The sequence below is a fragment of the Bartonella sp. B23 genome, assembly GCF_053793815.1.
Genome location: NZ_CP200033.1, coordinates 814,843 through 831,155, shown reverse-complemented (window position 1 = coordinate 831,155; position 16,313 = coordinate 814,843). Strand labels below are relative to the sequence as shown.

The following is a 16,313-nucleotide window of genomic DNA, read 5'->3' as shown; positions in this document are numbered from 1 at the left end:
AAAAGCACCATAGAGCGCAATCTATAATTTTTTTGATGAAAACCACATGAAATGCATAAATCGCGCTGTACGATCAAATTTAAGGCAAATAAATCCATGCGATCAAATTAAGGATTAATCAATGCAAATTTTAAAACATCTGGTCTTAAAAAAACGTAAACAGTCACTGCAAAAAAGGTTTGTGGCAACAGCTGTTGGTCATGCTCCATGGGGTCTTGGCTGTGCTGAATATTTTTATAATCTGTATGAGCGTGAAGATGGCACCAGAGAGTATGAGGAGTTTGGTGGGGGTCAATACCATGATATGCCTAGTAATGCAGATTTCAGTACTAAAGCACAAGTGAAAGCATGGGTTTATGGAGGTAAAGTTCCTAGCACAGTGCTGAATCTTGAACCTCTTATCGATGAGATTAACAAAAATATTAAAAAAATATCGAAAGTCACTTGACAATATGGCAAGAATATTTCTATTGTTGATTCGGGTGCCTAAGAAACACCTTAAATGCATAGCGGATAGATTGCCGAAACAATCTCTTCTCCGCACATTAAAAGCTTTGACTCATTATACACTACGTGTGTACAATGGCTCTGTCGGGTGTGGTTACACTATACAATACCCTTATGGGAAAAGTGTAACGACGGACTATGCACCGTGTTTCTTAGCACCCGACACTCTTCTTGAGTGTCAATAAGAAACCTCTAACTGCATAGGAGTTCAATTATGAACACTTTCTCAAAAAAATATGAATTTACAAGTGAAGCTAAACAGATTGATAATCTTACTTTTTATCGCATCCGTGCATTAAGGGACTTTGGGAATGTCAAGGCAGGTGACCTTGGTGGTTTTATAGAAAAAGAAGATAACTTAAGTCATGATGGTGACTGTTGGGTTTATGACAGTGCTATAGTTGCTATGAATGCTGTCGTTTCTGAAAATGCCAAAATACGTAATAATGCCATTGTTGGTGATGATGCTAAAGTTTATGGTAACGCTGTGGTTGGTGGTAAGGCTAAGGTTTATGGTCGTACTACCCATGTTTATGGCAATGCCCAAGTTTTTGATAATGCCAGTGTTTGTGGTAAGATGTTTGTTCGTGGCAAGGGGTGGGTTCATGGCAAGTGCGTGGTTAATGGTAAGGCTAAGGTTTATGGTAATGCAAAAATTTGTGGTCAAGTTTGTAACAATGCCGTGGTTTATGGAAAAGCCTTTATTTCTATAGATGCAAAGATTTATGACAATGCAAAGGTTTGGAATAGTGCTTCTGTGAGTGGCTTTGTTTATGGCAATGCTAAAGTATCAGGGTCTGCTTATGTCTGTGAGGGTTCTCATATTTTCGATAATGCTAGGGTTTATGGAAAAGCAATAGTTGTTAACAATGTCAAGGTTTATGGCAATGCGAAAATATTCGAAAAAGCTAAGGTTTGTAATGATGTTAGTGACAATATCATAATGACTGGTCGTGAAAAGATTTTAGATCAAGTTGCATAAAAAAGCAGCGGTGCGGCGGGGCACCTGTTTTTAAACAGAAAAAAAGTCGTTTTATTTATGTGAAGCGGCTTTTTTTATTAGCGATTTTTCGAAATAAAACATCAACAGGTCATGAGAATTTTTTAGTATCTGTAGATTGACTGAAAAACATCATGTTATTAATTAATATTTTGTTATATCTTTTTGAAAAATAAAATAATTTATGTTATAATACTTGTTGTTTAAAATGCAGGTTTCATGGATATACAAATATGCTCAATAAAGTAACGTTAATAGGGCGTCTCGGTGCTGATCCCGAAAGTAGAACGATGGCTTCAGGAGCAGAAGTGGTTAGCTTTAACATGGCCACTTCAGAGAGCTATAAAGATAAAAACACCAATCAAAAAATAGAGAAGACGGAATGGCATTCTGTATCGGTTTTTAATCCTCATTTTGCAAAGGTTGCTCTTCAGTATCTCAAAAAAGGCAGCAAGGTCTACGTCGAAGGGCGCTTACAGACACGTAAGTGGCAAGATAGAAATGGTATCGATCGTTATACGACAGAAGTGATTTTGCCACAATTTAGAGGTGAGCTGTATTTGCTTGATGCGAAAAACAAGAGCGATACCTCTGTAGCACAGACACAAAATCATACTGCGTCTATGTATGATGACATTCCATTTTGATTAAAGAAATATGGCCAAAAAGAAAAAACGTGCAAAACGTGGACGACCACGGATTAAGGGGTGTCTGAGGGAACCAAATGGTCGTATCTCACGTGCAAAAACCCCTCGTGAACCCATTCATAAATTAACCATTGAAATGCGTGCAAAGCGATATGGTTTGACTGTTGAAGAGGCAAAAAATCCTCTTTCTGGCACTTATATCGGGCGACTGTGTTTGCTTGGATATAGACAAGATCCATCAGGCATTAGCCAAGATCAGTATGATGCTGCACAAAAATATCTTGAAGTCAGAAATGATTACTTGTGTGCAAAAGGTTTGCCTAGTGCCATTTATGATGAAATACCTACGACTTCTGATGGTGATGCAAGAGAAAAGTGGGTTGAATTTGCAGAAGAACAGTTTTTAGATATGCAAAAAATCATAAAAGAGGCACAGAATCTCTATAGACAGTATAATTTTTATGCTGCGCTTCAGTATCTTGTAGTGGAAGATCAATCATTGTCATATCTTGTACAGTCATTACGTATCGTTCTTAATACTCTCTATGAATATTTTGGCAAAAATAGTAAAAAATGAATATTCTTCTATTATTTTTTATGAAATTTTGAAAAATCATTGAATAACAGGAAGATAAATATTATATTTTTATGTAATATTTAAAATGGAGCGTTTCATGCATACGACAAAATTGCGTAAAGTTGGAGGGTCAGTTATGCTCTCTATACCACCTGCATTGCTTGATGTTCTTCACCTTTCTGAGAATACTGAAGTTGGATTGGCGATTGATAATGGATATTTAGTAGTGAAGCCACAAGCATTCCCCAGTTATACTCTTGACGAATTATTGGTTCAATGTGATCCTTTAGCTGATTTTTCTGATGAAGATTCGGAATGGTTTTCTGTTCCACCTGTTGGTCGGGAACTTTTGTAATGAAGCGGGGTGAAATTTGGTTAGTATCCCTTGATCCAACTTCTGGTTATGAGCAAAAAGGGATGCGTCCAGTGTTGATTGTATCTCCAGAGGCATTTAATCGTATAACGAGAACACCTGTTGTTTTGCCTATTACAAATGGAGGAAACTTTGCTAGAATGGCAGGTTTCTCTGTCTCATTAATGGGAGTTGGATTGCATACAACAGGTGTGATACGCTGTGATCAACCACGTGCTTTAGATATAGGAGCGCGTAAAGGGAAAAAAATGGAAACAGTTCCTCCCATGATTATGCACGAAGTGCTTGCCAGATTGTCAACATTCCTTACTTAATTTTTTAAACATAAAGTCTAGGTAGGGAAAAAAATATAATATTTAAATTTTTTGTGTTGACATGGTTTTAAAAATCGTATTTAATGACATCGCTGCACTAGTTTTATTGCGTCTAAAATTCAAAAAATATCCCAAAAAATTCAGTGAAATATGAGCCTTAAATGTGGCTAGAGAGCCTAGTTTTCTTAGGAAAACTGGCTATTTCTTTTTTTCAAAGAGTAAAATCCAATAATTGATCAGTTGTGTCATTAATTCTGTCATTAAATAAGCTAAAAATTAGCATACAAAAGGAGACCCTATGAAAGTGGTTATTACTAGATCAATGTGCGTTTTTGGCGATAACAAAAGCACTGTTCGTTTTGATCCTTCAACTTCGGATAATCCATTTGTGGAGGCTTCTAATCAAGTTTATGCTCGTCTTAAACGGGCTAATGCTGCTCACATTTATCAAGAAGAACAATGTATTGCTGCTGATCCAGAACAACCGATTAATTGGAAAACAGAGACAGATAGTCACAAAGAGATAAGCAAGAAAAAAGAAACTGAAACGATCGTTTCCAAAGATGCTAAAGCTTTTAAGCCATCAATGGATTCTCCAAAGAAGGCTTAGCATTTGAAGTTCACTGTTCACCAAAAATGGTATCTTCAGCAAGTTGAAGACACTTTTACCAATCTTAAAGCACCACGTCTTAATTGGGCACTTCGCAATGCTGTAAATACTGCAGCAAAGCAAGTTGAACGTTTTACAAAACGGAAAGTTTCTGAAGTTTCATCTACTCAAGTAAAGCATGTTAAAAAAGGTATATACATAAAATCAAAAGCGACAACACAATTTCCTGAAGCGGATATTGTTGGTTCAGGAGCACCATTGCCTCTTAAGTTTTTTAAGGCAAAAGAAACAAAGCGTGGTGTGGTCTACACGATGTTTGGAGTAAAAAAGATTTTGCCTCATGGCTTTATCAAAGGTGGAAAGTTCCCCAAGCGTGTTAATTTAAGGAGAGGAGGAGGGAATGTATTCCAAAGAGCTGGAGGAGATCAATTCCCCATTGTTAAACAAGAAGGCATCTCCATTGCAGAGGTTATGTCTAAGCCAGAGATTGCAGATTCCATTGCACAATATGCCAATGAAAGATTAACTAAAAATATCCAGATACAACTTGCTCGTCAGGACTATGCTGCAAAGAGTAAGGCTAAGGCACGTTCTTAAGCGATGTCTATGTGTTGTATGCAGTGATCGTAATTTTTAAGACAAGACTATCTATGATACTTCGCTTTTTTCATAAAAAAGTCAATAAAATCAATGCAAAAGGTACTTCCTAGCGGGTTGGGCTTGTTGCGGGGCAAGGCAGCGCGACCTATCGCTAGCGACAAAATTTTAAAATGACTGTGCATTGTACACATAAACCATTGAAAATAATCAATTTTAAATGCACAGACTGTGCAATGTAGGATGATTAAAACGAAAACAAATTCTACAGAATTAGAGATTGGACTATTGCGGCAAATTTGGGAAAGACAATAAATTTATGTTTTCATGAAAAGAATATAATTTTTTCATTTTTTATGGTAGAGAACTGCCGTATTTTATGAGGAACTATTTATATTGTTGAAAATCACTCTGGACGACTCTATCTTTATGTAGTAACATAACTACATAATAGAATTGGAAATGATCATGCCTGTAATTATTACAAGCCGCGATTTTAATCATGAAGTCAGCAAAGCGAAACGAGTTGCTTGCAAAGATACAGTCTTTATTACTGATCGAGGTAAGCCCACACATGTTCTAATGTCAATGGAAGCTTATCAGGAAATAACGGAGCAAGGTGTTGGTGATATTCTGAAACGTTTGGCGATGCCCGCCCATTTAGATATTGACCTTGCGGATATTGATTTGGAAACGGAGCGAGTACCTCTTCTTGATGGGGAACAGGAAATTTTTTAATGTTTCTCCTTGATACAAATGTTATTTCTGAATTGCGCAAAGTAAGTGCTGGACGAGCTAATGAGAATGTCTGTCGCTGGCTATCACAGGTACATAGTGCACAGCTTTATCTTTCTGTTATGACAATTTTTGAACTAGAGCATGGTATATTACGTGTAGAGAGGAAGGATAAAATACAAGGGAAATTGTTGCGTCAGTGGCTTGATGGATATGTTTTACCATTTTTTACCAACAGGATTTTGCCTATTGATTTGTCTGTTGTTCGCCAATGCGCAAAGCTTCATGTCCCTGATCCAAAACCCGCAAGTGACATGCTCATTGCCGCTACAGCTTTAGTTCATGGTTTCACAGTTGTGACGCATAATGTAAAAGATTTTATAGATACAGGTGTTTCTATTATTGATCCATGGCAGCTTCTTTGAAACATCGATCGAGTCAGTATTTTGCAAACGATTGGAAGCGCAGATAAGATTAATAAAATGCAGAGCAGAAGGTAATTTTACTCATTGACAATATGGCGAGAATATGTCTATTGTTAATTTAGGTGCCTAGAAAACATCTTCAACACATAGCGGATAAATTGCCGAAACAATCTCTTCTCCGCACATTAAAAGCTTTGACTCATTATACACTGCATGTGTACAATGGCTTTGTCGGGTGTGGTTATGCTATACAATACCCTAGGGGAAGGCATAACGACGGGCTATGTGCCGTGTTTTCTAGCACCCGGCACTCTTTTTGAGTGTCAATAGAAAACCTCTAAGCACATAGGAGCCAAGTTATGGCACAATATTTAATCGATATAAATCAAACGACTATTGATGGTGATATTGTTCAAACGGTGAATGCACGTGAATTGCACGCGTTTTTGGAAGTTACATCAAAATTTGCAGACTGGATTAAAAATCGCATTAAGGAATATGGATTCTTAGAAAATAAAGACTTTGTGAGTTTTTCTAAAATTTTAGAAAAACCTCAAGGTGGCCGTTCTTCTAAAGATTATGCTCTTACCTTAGACATGGCAAAAGAGCTTGCCATGGTAGAGCGTAATGATAAAGGCAAGCAAGCACGTCAGTATTTTATCGAATGCGAGCGACGTGCGAAGCAAATATCCGCACCACAGATTGATTATTCGGATCCACGCACGATACTTGGTGTCATCACCCATATGCAAGAGGAGTTGCAAAATAAAGAAGCATTAATTGAACAACAAGCCCATAAGGTTATAGCTTATGACCACTTAACTCGTGCTGAGGGCACCATGTGCATCACAGATACCGCTAAAATGCTTGAAATACGTCCGAAAGATCTATTCGGCTATATGCAACAAAAACGTTGGATATATAAGCGCGTGGGTACATCTGAATTTGTACCCTATCAGGATAAGATACAACAGGGGCTTATGGATTGCGCAACGAATGTGTTTAGAAGAGATGATGGCAGCGAAAAAGTTTCTGTTCAGGCACGTGTTACAGCAAAAGGCTTGGCATTCTTGAGAGAAGAAATCCATGGGGGTGTACAATGAATACTGATATCGATTCTTTGTGTGATTTGTGGCTGGTTTTATTTAAGCTTTGCAATCGTGATGGTGTTGGAGAAGAAGAATGCAATGCTTTGGTTAATACCATGAGCGTAGTAGAAGAAGCTTTGGTTTCAAAGATCAAGAAAAATACACATATTGTTAAGCTTTTAGCGGTTCTTACAGACTTTGGAGATTCGGAGTTTCCTAGTGGAATCGATTCTTTGCTGAGAGCTTATGATCCAAGTTTAGAAAACCCACTTAAGAAAGTGGCTTAATCTTATAATTCAATTCACATCTTCCCATCTTCAAGGTGGGGAGAGATTAAAGATCAAGCTGTGAATGGGAGCCAAGACGCACTAAGATAAGTCTATGCTGGCCGATTAAGCGATAAAGCAGAACCAAATTAGGTCGAATATGGCAATCTCGGTAATCTTTCCAATTTCCAATTAATGCATGGTCATGATACCGAGGCTCTAGAGGCCGATCATTTGCTAATGCTTCAATGATTTGACGCAAATCAACTTCTAAAAGAGACCGATGCCGTCCTCTCATTTCACGCTTGAAATCACGTTTGAAGATAGCGGTACGTTCAATCGTCCGTATATAAATCATCAAATAATTCGTTTACAGAATGAAATTTTTTTAAGTTGCCTTTATCTAGTTCAGAAAAAGCCGCTATGGTTTCTGCATTGGGTTGAAACAAGAAGGATGGAATAGTTTTATCTTGCGCAATACGCGTCATCAACACTCTCACGACATCACTTACGGATAAGCCAGAGGCTTTGATAACTTGATTAGCGACATTTTGAATCTCTTCTGGTACACGTGCTTGAACCATGCGACTGGCAGTCATGATGATTTCTCCTCTCTTCACTGTATTTCAATGTAATACAATTGAAATTTAATTTCAACTGAAGAATATTTGGCTTATTCGGTACACTGAGAAATATCGTTTTAGAGTGGGGAGAAAATATTTCATGAACAAGAGCTGTTGAGAAGGGATATCGGTTCGTGCGTTTGCGAAACAGATGGGTGTGTCTGCTAATGCGGTGGTTTCTCGCTTTAAGGTGGGAAGAAAGCTAAGATGTATATTTAAAGTCATCACTTGCTTTTTTTAGCGCTTCGCTCATACGTGTGCGCCAGTCTTTGCCTTGTTTCTTAAAAAAGGCAATAACTTCGGGATCAAGGCGTATGGTGATGGCTTGTTTGGGAGATTCAATTGAAGGGCGTCCACGCTTACGACGCTCTTCTGCTATATGCTTGAAAAAAGAATCAGGTAAAACTTCTTTTGCTGGTTTTAAGCGTGCAAGCTCTTCATCTGTAAGGGGTGGTGAATTCACAGCTTCCAAGTCTTCTTTTGTGTAACCGCATTCTTTTTTAAAGGTTTTTTTGATAGTCATTGAAAACCTCTCTTTCTTTTTTATTTGCATGACGGAAACTAATAATGGATATAGCTTCAGTACCAAGTTTTGCAAAGACAACAACTGTTGTACCATCGGCAAAATATCCGATAGCTTTCATACGGTTTGAGTGTGTTGCATCAATGAAAGCATGTTCTCAGTCAAAGTAAATAACATCTGCAAAATCAAGTTTATGTTTATCAATGTTTAAAGCTCTTTTTGGTTCATCCCACACTATTTTCATATATTTTATGTACACGAAAAATATGACACTGTAAACAAATTTAAAGTGTACGATAATTCCTATAAGTTATTCACCACAGGCAAATATTTCATGAATAAGAGAGATCGAGAAGGGATATCGGTTCGCGCGTTTGCGAAACAGATGGGTGTGTCTGCGAATGCAGTGGTTTCTCGCTTTAAGACGGGCAAATTTGATGAAGCGATTTTTGCAGATGGTTCGGTTGATGAAGAGGTTGCGAGAGCCATATGGAATAAGAATCCAACTAAGCGGGCTCAATCATTTTCAACATCTTCTGGTCGTCCTTGTGCAAAAATTAAAAAAGATTCCATAGACGGAGCGAATGAATACGAAATCAAACTGAAGAGAATGCAAGTTGCACTGGAAAGTGAACAGATTGCGCTTGAACGATTACGTGAGACAACGGTTGATCGAGAAGAAGTAAAAAAGGCAGCGCGTGATTTTGGAAGAGCCCATCGTGATGCGATGCTGAATTTTCCGCATCGTTTCGGTGCCAGCATTGCTGCTCAAGTTGAGTGTGATGCAGCGAGCCTTATCGGTTCCCTTGATTATTTTATGAGAAAAGCTTTGCTTGAAGAAATCCATATACCTGTTCCTTTTCATGATCCGAGCCTCTCTGACTAATAAGAGCAAGTGAATTATGGATGATCGTGCGGTCAAAGAGTTTTTTTCGCATGCCAATGAATCTCGAAAACCTGATCCACCTTACATGGTTTCAGAATGGGCGGATAAGAATAGATATTTGAGCACCGTGGCAAGTGCAGAGCCTGGATTATGGAGAACAAAACGGACGCCATATTTGCGAGAAATCATGGATAACCTTTCCTCGTATGTGCCAATTGAAACAACCATTGTGATGAAAGGTGCGCAGGTTGGCATGTCGGAAGCAGGACTGAATTTCTGTGGTTATGCGATTCATTATAGTCCGAGTCCGACGCTTTACGTGATGCCGACGGTTGAGACAGCGAAGAAACTGTCGAAGACTCGTCTTGATCCAATGATTACAGCAAGTCCTGTTTTAAGTGAACGGATTGCTCCAGCTCGTGCACGCGACAGTGGCAATACGATGTTCTCGAAGGAATTTGACGGGGGCGTCTTAATGCTCACAGGAGCCAACAGTGCTGCTGGGCTTCGTTCGATGCCTATTCGTTATCTGATTTTGGATGAGGTCGATGCTTATCCTTTGAGTGTGGATAATGAAGGTGATCCTGTGGTGATTGCTGAAAAGCGTACATCGACCTTTGTGCAAAGAAAGATTTTTAAATTGTCGACACCTACGCACCGCGACACCAGTCGTATATCCAAAGACTTTGTGCTTGGCGATCAAAGATATTACAATGTTCCCTGTGATGGGTGCGGTGTGTTACAGCCGATTGTTTGGTCGCAAATTAAATGGCCAAAAGGATCACCAGAAAAGGCTGTTTTTGTTTGTGCGCATTGTGGCCATGAACATGCGGAGCATCGCAAAGAAGATTTGATGTCTGAAGAGAGGGGAGCATGTTGGGTTCCCACCAGTGAATCAAGCCGACCAAATTTGCGTTCTTATCACATTTCAGCGCTCTATTCACCGTGGCTGACATGGGGAGAGTGTGCGCGAGAATTTTTGAATGCCAAAGATGATCCTGCGCTTTTACAGCCTTTTATCAATACTGTTCTTGGAGAACCTTGGGAGGATAAAACGGGTGAGGTTATTGATCCTGAGAGCCTCTATGCACGGCGTGAAGAGTATCCCCTTGCACCGCCACAAGCTGTGTTGTTAACAGCGGGCATCGATGTGCAAAATGATCGATTAGAATTGGAAGTTGTCGGGTGGGGGCGTGGTGAAGAAAGCTGGCATATTGATTATCAAGTGATCTTAGGTGATCCGTCCTCCTTTGAAGTTTGGGATCAATTAGATGAATATCTTGCAAAACGCTGGCCACATGCAGGTTACAAAAATGGCATAAGGATTACGGCAGCTTGTATTGATACAGGGGGTGGCCACACACAGGCTGTTTACAATTATGTCCGTCCTCGCGAGGGAAGGCGCATATGGGGAGTGAAAGGTCAGGCTGGATGGCGAGCAGTCTGGCCGCGTCGTCCGAGCAGAAACAACAAAGGGCAGATCAATCTTTATATGATAGGGGTTGATGCAGCCAAAGACATTATTACAGCGCGTTTCAAGAAATCAGGTTCTGAAGCATCAGGTGCTGGTGCAACGCACTTTCATACAAATCTTGACCAAGAATATTTCGAACAACTGACGGCTGAAAAGAAGGTTGTCAAGTATTTCAAAGGTTTTAAGCGCATCGAATGGCAAAAAAGTGAGAAGGCTAGAAACGAGGCTTTGGATTGTCGCGTCTATGCTTACGCGGCTTTGCAAGGTCTCATTTCAGCGGGGATGAACCTCAGTGAAGAAGTCGATATTTTAGAAAAGCGCTTGGAAAGTCTCAAAAATGTTGAGGCGTCTTCAGAGAGTACAACCTCTTTTCCAACAGCATCTCAGATAACACAGCCTCAAAGGATACAACAACAACAAAGGAGACCAGTGAATCCTTACATGCAAAGGGAGTGGGATATTTTATGAGTGAGCATTTCAATCAATTGAAGAGCAAAAATGAAAAAATTGCAGAATTAAAAAACAGGCGAGAGCAACTTGAGGAGACCCTTTATTCAGGAGCGCAATTTGTGCGTCACGGTGACAAGCAAGTGGGAAACCGCTCTGTTGAAGAGCTACGCAAAGCACTCGCACTACTGGATAAGCAAATAGCAGAACTTGAAGGGCGCAGCGGGAGTCCTTGTATTTTCTATATTGATGCGAGGAGAGGTTATTAATGGCTGGGTTATTGGGTAAAGTAACGAACTTTTTTCGCAATTCCAGAGATCATAATCCACCTTTTGAGGCGGCGAGTCGCAGTCGTCGAATGAGGGGATTAAACCCTGCAAAAAAACATATCAATAAAGCCATTGAAGAAGCGGGTGATACCATTATTGCGCGGTCAAGATGGCTTTATGACAATGAGGCGCTTTATGGTTCTGCAACAGAAGAATGGGTTTCAGCAGCGATTAGTGATGGAATTAAGCCTTATCCTAAAATTGAAGGTTTTCAGAAAGAAAAGAAGAAGCTGCTTGATCTTTGGTGGCAATGGGTTGATGAAGCTGATTATGATGAAGATGCAAGCTTTTATGGTCTACAGGCCACGATTGCTCGGGAAGTTTTTTTAACCGGCGAATGTTTTGTGAGATTGCATTATGTTGACCTTTATGGGCGTTCTGGTGTGCCTCTTCAGTTGCAAATTTATCCAGCAGAAATGCTTGATTTAACCTATAGCGGGGTTGCTGAAATTGAAGGCAATTATATCCGCATGGGGATTGAGTTTAATGCCAGTGGAAAGCGTGTTGCGTACCATTTTTGGAAGCATCATCCTTATGATAGCAGTCCACAAAATGGAGTGTTTGGAAATCAAGAGCGTGTAAGAGTTCCTGCTGAAATGGTGATCCACGTTAAAGAAAGGCGTATTGCAGGACAATTGCGTGGATCACCAAAAGTGACACGTAGTCTGGTTAAGATTTTTCAGCTTGAAGCTTATGATGATGCCGAGATTGATAGGAAAAGAACAGCTGCTCTTTTTGCAGGGTTTATTACGCGTTCTAATGATGGTTATTCAGGCTTGGCCGATAACCACAAAGAAAGCAACAAAGAACAGCAAGATAAGCCTCCTCTCATATTTGAGACAGGTGGAATCCAAGAAATAGCAGAGGGAACGGACATCAAATTTTCTAATCCCGTAGAGGTTGGAGGATCTTATGAGGCTTTTCAATTTCACAATACTTTAAAAATTTGTGCAGCCCTCAACATGCCTTATGCCGTTGTGACAGGGGATGTGACGCGGGGCAACTTTTCCAATGTGCGTACATCGATCATTCAGTTTAGACGCCACGTTAAACAATGGCGCGAGCATATTATAGCTTTTCAGTTTAACCGTATTGTCTGGGAACGTTTTGTTGAAATGGCTGTGCTTGGTGGTTGTGTTGATTTGCCAGGCTGGGAAGACAATTCTTTGCCGTGGATACAATGTGAGAGCTTTGCACCGCCGCTTGAAATGATAGATCCGCTCAAGGATATTTCAGCAGAAAAAGAAGAGATCCGATCAGGCTTAAAAACACGACGTATGGCACTTGCTGAACGTGGTTTTGATATTGACAGCGTTCATGTTGAGCTTGAGGAAGAACGCAAAGATGCTCAAGTGCGCGGTTTAATATTTGATACGGATATGGCTGGTTCTTCTGCGGGTTATCCAGTGATTAATTCTACAGACTCTGACGATAATTATGAGCACAATCAAGTCAGCGAGGCACACATCCATGGCACATCATAGTCTTGATATGCCATTTTTGGCATCACGTCTTTTTGGCGTACCTCACATGCTTGCTTCTACAAAGTTTGATGTCATTCTCAATGCACTTGCACCGCGTCTTTTTGATGGGGAACGATTTGCCGCTGGAGCTTTATCGGAACATGATGTGTCTGCTTTAAAACCACCTGAGACTTATGTGGTACAAAACAATATTGCGATTATCCCTGTTCATGGCACGCTCGTGCGTCGTGGTGCATGGCTTAGTTCTTTGTCGGGAATTACGTCTTATGAAGGCTTAAGTGCTTCTTTTGGTGAAGCCATTGCACAGCCTGATGTTCGTGCTGTTTTGTTGGATATTGATAGCGGTGGTGGAGAAGCGGGCGGTGTGTTTGATTTGGTTGATGAATTTCGCACGCTTTCACAAACGTACAACAAGCCCATTTGGGCGCATGCGAATGAATTTGCGTGTTCTGCAGCTTATGCGATTGCGTGCTCTGCTTCTCAAATTTGGGTTGCTCGCACGAGTGTTGTTGGCTCAATCGGTGTTGTTTGTGCGCATCTTGATCAATCCCGTTTTGATGAAAAGAATGGGCATAAATGGACTTTCATTTTTGAAGGCGATCATAAAGTCCACGGGAACTCTCATGAACCCTTAGCAGATAGAGCACTTGAAAAAATGCAAGCAGATTGTGCGCTTCTCTACGATATGTTTATCGATTTAGTTGCACAAAACAGACCAATAAGTTCTGCCGCCATTCGAGAAACTAAGGCAGAAACTTTTATAGGCAGCCAAGCTGTAAAGCTTGGATTAGCAGATGCGCAAGGCACATTTGCGCAGACTTTGGAAGCCTTGATGAATTCCATAAATTTACCTCCAACATTAACAAAACAAAAAGGATCAAATACATGGCACATACAAAATATCGCGCCGAAGAAGAAGGTATTATCAAAGAAGATGACACAGAAGAGATTGCTATCGTCACCACTGAAATAGGGGATGACGATATTGGCACTTATTCCGAAGTCTTTGACGAAGACAACGAAGACACGCACAAAAATCTTCAAGTTGCGTGTGCACAAGAAAGACAACGTGCACGTTCATTAACAATTCTTGAAAAACAAGCCAAAAATTTAGGCGTCTCTTTTGATGCAGCAAAGGCTATCGAAAACGGTACGAGCTTAGAAAAAGCGCGTTATGCTGTTTTGATGGCCGCTGCTTCTAAAAGTGCATCTTTAAAAGTGTCACCTTATGTACCGCATCAAGACGGAAATAATAAGGTGAAGATTAATGCAAAATGGGAAAACGCTTGGAAAGCAGTCAATGGAAGGAAATAAAATGAGCAATGTTTTATATGAAAACGTTCGTAATGCCGCTTATCTTGGGCGTTATGATCCCGATTTATCAAATGAAGAGGTTACCTTCGCATCAGGAGCAGAGATTGTAGCGGGTACTGTCATGGGAAAAGTGACAGCAACGGGAAACTATGTTCCACTTAATCTCGAAGCAGAGGATGGAAGCCAAGTGCCAGCAGGTATTTCTTATGCCAATGTTGATGCAACAAAGGAAGAACAGCGTGCAGTGATTACAGCCCGTTTGAGTACAGTGAAAGCTTCTGAATTGATATGGCCGAGTAGCATAACTGCTGAGCAGAAAAAGGCGGCCATTCAATCTTTAGAAAACAACAACATTATTTTACGGTAAAGGAGATATCCTATATGAACATTGACTTTTTTAAACATGATGCTTTTTCAGCCACGACAATGATGAAAGCAATTGAAGACTATGAATTTAAACCTGATCTCATTAGCTCTCTCGATCTTTTTGAGACAGTTGAAACAAGTACAACGGTGGTTGGTGTAGAGAGGCGTGATAATATGTTGTCTCTTATCCAGACAAGTGAACGCGGTGCACCTTTGGAAGAAGCGGACAGAAGTTATCGTAATCTTCGCTTTTTTAAAACAACTCGTATTGCCAAGAGTGATACGGTGAAGGCGGAAGAAATCCAAGATCGTCGGGAATTTGGAACAGAAGATCAACTTGAGAGTGCGATGAAATTTATCGCACAAAAACAAAAAAAGTTGATTTCTGAAATCGAACTAACATGGGAAAACATGCAGCTTGGAGCTATCCAAGGTGCTGTTCTTGATGCTGACGGATCAATGATTGTTGATTGGTATAAAGAATGGGAGATTACTCCTCCAAAGCCAATTGATTTTAAACTAAACACTGAGACGACAGATATTGCGGATATTGTCGATCAAGTTATTCTGAAGATGGTTGAGGCATCAAAGGGTGCATTTACGAATTCTTCACGGATTATAGGGCTTTGTGGACATGAATTTTTTTCCAAATTAAAAAATCATAAAACCATTCGTGAGACTTATTTAAATACATCTTTAGCACAAACACTGAATAGTGCAGGGGGTGTTGCAACACCGAGTGCTATTGGGTCAGGTAGCTTTGGCAGTTTTGATTTTGCTGGAGCCACTTTTATAAATTACCGAAGCATTTACAACTATAATGCCAATGCCAAGGCTGGTACAAAACGTGCGATAGGGATTAAGCCTGACGAGTGTCAATTCTTCCCTGTTAATGCACCTGGTGTGTTCCAGAAAACCTTTTCTCCAGGGGAAAGTTTAGACTTTGTTAACACGGTCGGAAAGCCTCTTTACACTATGCTGATCGTTGATCGCGATCGTAATGCGTGGGTCAAGCCTGAAGTGTACAGCTATCCGCTTTATATTTGCACACGTCCTGAAATGCTCTTTAAAGGCGTTATCGGAGCGAAATAATGTTATGGCACGGGCTTCTCAAGCAAATGGTGAAGGATGTGCGCAATACTTTTGGGCAGTCTGTTGTCTACACACGAAAAGAAACAGGGCAGTCTTTTAATATCACAGCAATTTATAGCATCAAGCATTCAGAATCTGAAGCCGGTGGCAGAATCCCCACGACAATCCCAAGAAAAGAGCTGGATATTTGCATCAATGACATTGGAGGGGTACCACCAAGCCTTAAGGATAGTGTTGTGATTACGTCTCTTGAAAACAGCAAAGATACCTTTTCTCAAGAGCATTTCATTGTAACAGATGTACAAGCTTCTGAATCTGGAATGTATAAGCTGATTTTACGGGAGGAAAAATAATAATATACCTTTGTTTTAAAAATCTTACTTTACTCATTGACAATATGGCAAGAATATTTCTATTGTTGATTCGGGTGCCTAAGAAACACCTTGATAGTAAGCGGGTTGGTTACGAAACGATCTCTCTCCGCACATTAAAGACTTTGACTCATCATGCGCTTGTTGCGTATAATGGTCTTGTCGGGTGTAGTTACACTATACAATACCCTCACGGGGAAAGTGTAACGACGGACTTACTACCGTGTTTCTTAGCACCCGACACTCTTTTCGAGTGTCAATAAGA

24 protein-coding genes and 1 pseudogene are annotated in these 16,313 nt (G+C 40.2%); 21 read left to right on the top strand and 4 right to left on the bottom strand.

The annotated features are described in order from the left end of the window. Positions 1-121 precede the first annotated feature (121 nt). The 12 genes from V4B17_RS03680 to V4B17_RS03625 all read left to right on the top strand — a co-directional run bounded on the left by V4B17_RS03680 (position 122) and on the right by V4B17_RS03625 (position 7,160). On the top strand, positions 122-448 hold the full coding sequence (locus V4B17_RS03680; RefSeq protein ID WP_455480118.1) for a hypothetical protein: 327 nt from the start codon (positions 122-124) through the stop codon (positions 446-448). A gap of 273 nt (positions 449-721) precedes the next feature. Further along, complete coding sequence (locus V4B17_RS03675) at positions 722-1,489, top strand: hypothetical protein (RefSeq protein ID WP_455480117.1); 768 nt, start codon at positions 722-724, stop codon at positions 1,487-1,489. 251 nt (positions 1,490-1,740) lie between these two features. After that, entirely contained in the window at positions 1,741-2,154 is a 414-nt protein-coding gene (gene ssb, locus V4B17_RS03670) for a single-stranded DNA-binding protein (RefSeq protein ID WP_455480116.1), read from the top strand. Positions 2,155-2,164: 10 nt separating this feature from the next. After that, the gene (locus V4B17_RS03665) at positions 2,165-2,731 is read left to right on the top strand and encodes a hypothetical protein (RefSeq protein WP_455480115.1); all 567 of its coding nucleotides are present in this window, start codon (positions 2,165-2,167) and stop codon (positions 2,729-2,731) included. 97 nt (positions 2,732-2,828) lie between these two features. Next, positions 2,829-3,086 carry an AbrB/MazE/SpoVT family DNA-binding domain-containing protein gene (locus V4B17_RS03660; protein ID WP_455480114.1) on the top strand — a complete coding sequence of 86 codons (258 nt, stop codon included), beginning with the start codon at positions 2,829-2,831 and terminating at the stop codon, positions 3,084-3,086. Then, the gene (locus V4B17_RS03655) at positions 3,086-3,418 is read left to right on the top strand and encodes a type II toxin-antitoxin system PemK/MazF family toxin (protein WP_455480113.1); all 333 of its coding nucleotides are present in this window, start codon (positions 3,086-3,088) and stop codon (positions 3,416-3,418) included. Before V4B17_RS03660 ends, V4B17_RS03655 begins: the two co-directional genes overlap by 1 nt. A 298-nt stretch (positions 3,419-3,716) precedes the next feature. Then, on the top strand, positions 3,717-4,028 hold the full coding sequence (locus V4B17_RS03650; RefSeq protein ID WP_455480112.1) for a hypothetical protein: 312 nt from the start codon (positions 3,717-3,719) through the stop codon (positions 4,026-4,028). A 3-nt stretch (positions 4,029-4,031) separates the two neighbouring features. Continuing rightward, the gene (locus V4B17_RS03645) at positions 4,032-4,625 is read left to right on the top strand and encodes a hypothetical protein (protein WP_455480111.1); all 594 of its coding nucleotides are present in this window, start codon (positions 4,032-4,034) and stop codon (positions 4,623-4,625) included. A 468-nt stretch (positions 4,626-5,093) separates the two neighbouring features. After that, positions 5,094-5,363 carry a type II toxin-antitoxin system Phd/YefM family antitoxin gene (locus V4B17_RS03640; protein WP_455480110.1) on the top strand — a complete coding sequence of 90 codons (270 nt, stop codon included), beginning with the start codon at positions 5,094-5,096 and terminating at the stop codon, positions 5,361-5,363. Further along, positions 5,363-5,785, top strand: a complete 423-nt coding sequence (locus tag V4B17_RS03635; protein ID WP_455480109.1) for a PIN domain-containing protein — start codon at positions 5,363-5,365, stop codon at positions 5,783-5,785. Before V4B17_RS03640 ends, V4B17_RS03635 begins: the two co-directional genes overlap by 1 nt. A 359-nt stretch (positions 5,786-6,144) precedes the next feature. After that, positions 6,145-6,888, top strand: coding sequence for an antA/AntB antirepressor family protein (locus V4B17_RS03630; RefSeq protein ID WP_455480108.1), 744 nt, complete (start codon positions 6,145-6,147; stop codon positions 6,886-6,888). Continuing rightward, a complete protein-coding gene (locus tag V4B17_RS03625; protein ID WP_455480107.1) occupies positions 6,885-7,160 on the top strand; it encodes a hypothetical protein in 276 nt (91 codons plus the stop codon). Before V4B17_RS03630 ends, V4B17_RS03625 begins: the two co-directional genes overlap by 4 nt. A 46-nt stretch (positions 7,161-7,206) precedes the next feature. Here V4B17_RS03625 and V4B17_RS03620 read toward each other — a convergent pair whose 3' ends face one another. The 4 genes and pseudogenes from V4B17_RS03620 to V4B17_RS03605 form a co-directional block, all read right to left on the bottom strand. Beyond that, on the bottom strand, positions 7,207-7,488 hold the full coding sequence (locus V4B17_RS03620; RefSeq protein ID WP_455480177.1) for a type II toxin-antitoxin system YafQ family toxin: 282 nt from the start codon (positions 7,486-7,488) through the stop codon (positions 7,207-7,209). Beyond that, positions 7,475-7,738, bottom strand: coding sequence for a type II toxin-antitoxin system RelB/DinJ family antitoxin (locus V4B17_RS03615; RefSeq protein WP_455480106.1), 264 nt, complete (start codon positions 7,736-7,738; stop codon positions 7,475-7,477). Before V4B17_RS03615 ends, V4B17_RS03620 begins: the two co-directional genes overlap by 14 nt. A 226-nt stretch (positions 7,739-7,964) precedes the next feature. Next, complete coding sequence (locus V4B17_RS03610) at positions 7,965-8,285, bottom strand: BrnA antitoxin family protein (protein ID WP_455480105.1); 321 nt, start codon at positions 8,283-8,285, stop codon at positions 7,965-7,967. Then, positions 8,263-8,529 (bottom strand): annotated as a pseudogene (locus V4B17_RS03605) (BrnT family toxin). Before V4B17_RS03605 ends, V4B17_RS03610 begins: the two are co-directional and overlap by 23 nt. A gap of 90 nt (positions 8,530-8,619) precedes the next feature. Here V4B17_RS03605 and V4B17_RS03600 point away from each other — a divergent pair. From V4B17_RS03600 to V4B17_RS03560, 9 genes are read left to right on the top strand one after another with little or no spacing between them, the layout of a single operon-like run. After that, the gene (locus V4B17_RS03600; protein ID WP_455480104.1) at positions 8,620-9,171 is read left to right on the top strand and encodes a hypothetical protein; all 552 of its coding nucleotides are present in this window, start codon (positions 8,620-8,622) and stop codon (positions 9,169-9,171) included. Positions 9,172-9,187: 16 nt separating this feature from the next. Next, a complete protein-coding gene (locus V4B17_RS03595; protein ID WP_455480103.1) occupies positions 9,188-11,113 on the top strand; it encodes a phage terminase large subunit family protein in 1,926 nt (641 codons plus the stop codon). Further along, the gene (locus V4B17_RS03590) at positions 11,110-11,361 is read left to right on the top strand and encodes a phage head-tail joining protein (RefSeq protein WP_455480102.1); all 252 of its coding nucleotides are present in this window, start codon (positions 11,110-11,112) and stop codon (positions 11,359-11,361) included. The genes V4B17_RS03595 and V4B17_RS03590 overlap by 4 nt, the downstream gene beginning before the upstream one ends. Then, the gene (locus tag V4B17_RS03585; RefSeq protein ID WP_455480101.1) at positions 11,361-12,905 is read left to right on the top strand and encodes a phage portal protein; all 1,545 of its coding nucleotides are present in this window, start codon (positions 11,361-11,363) and stop codon (positions 12,903-12,905) included. Before V4B17_RS03590 ends, V4B17_RS03585 begins: the two co-directional genes overlap by 1 nt. Beyond that, positions 12,892-13,878, top strand: a complete 987-nt coding sequence (locus tag V4B17_RS03580; protein WP_455480100.1) for a S49 family peptidase — start codon at positions 12,892-12,894, stop codon at positions 13,876-13,878. The genes V4B17_RS03585 and V4B17_RS03580 overlap by 14 nt, the downstream gene beginning before the upstream one ends. After that, a complete protein-coding gene (locus V4B17_RS03575) occupies positions 13,791-14,219 on the top strand; it encodes a hypothetical protein (RefSeq protein WP_455480099.1) in 429 nt (142 codons plus the stop codon). The genes V4B17_RS03580 and V4B17_RS03575 overlap by 88 nt, the downstream gene beginning before the upstream one ends. A gap of 1 nt (position 14,220) precedes the next feature. Then, the gene (locus V4B17_RS03570; RefSeq protein ID WP_455480098.1) at positions 14,221-14,586 is read left to right on the top strand and encodes a head decoration protein; all 366 of its coding nucleotides are present in this window, start codon (positions 14,221-14,223) and stop codon (positions 14,584-14,586) included. Positions 14,587-14,600: 14 nt separating this feature from the next. Continuing rightward, positions 14,601-15,677, top strand: a complete 1,077-nt coding sequence (locus tag V4B17_RS03565) for a major capsid protein (protein WP_455480097.1) — start codon at positions 14,601-14,603, stop codon at positions 15,675-15,677. Further along, positions 15,677-16,030, top strand: a complete 354-nt coding sequence (locus V4B17_RS03560; protein WP_455480096.1) for a head-tail joining protein — start codon at positions 15,677-15,679, stop codon at positions 16,028-16,030. Before V4B17_RS03565 ends, V4B17_RS03560 begins: the two co-directional genes overlap by 1 nt. Positions 16,031-16,313 lie beyond the last annotated feature (283 nt).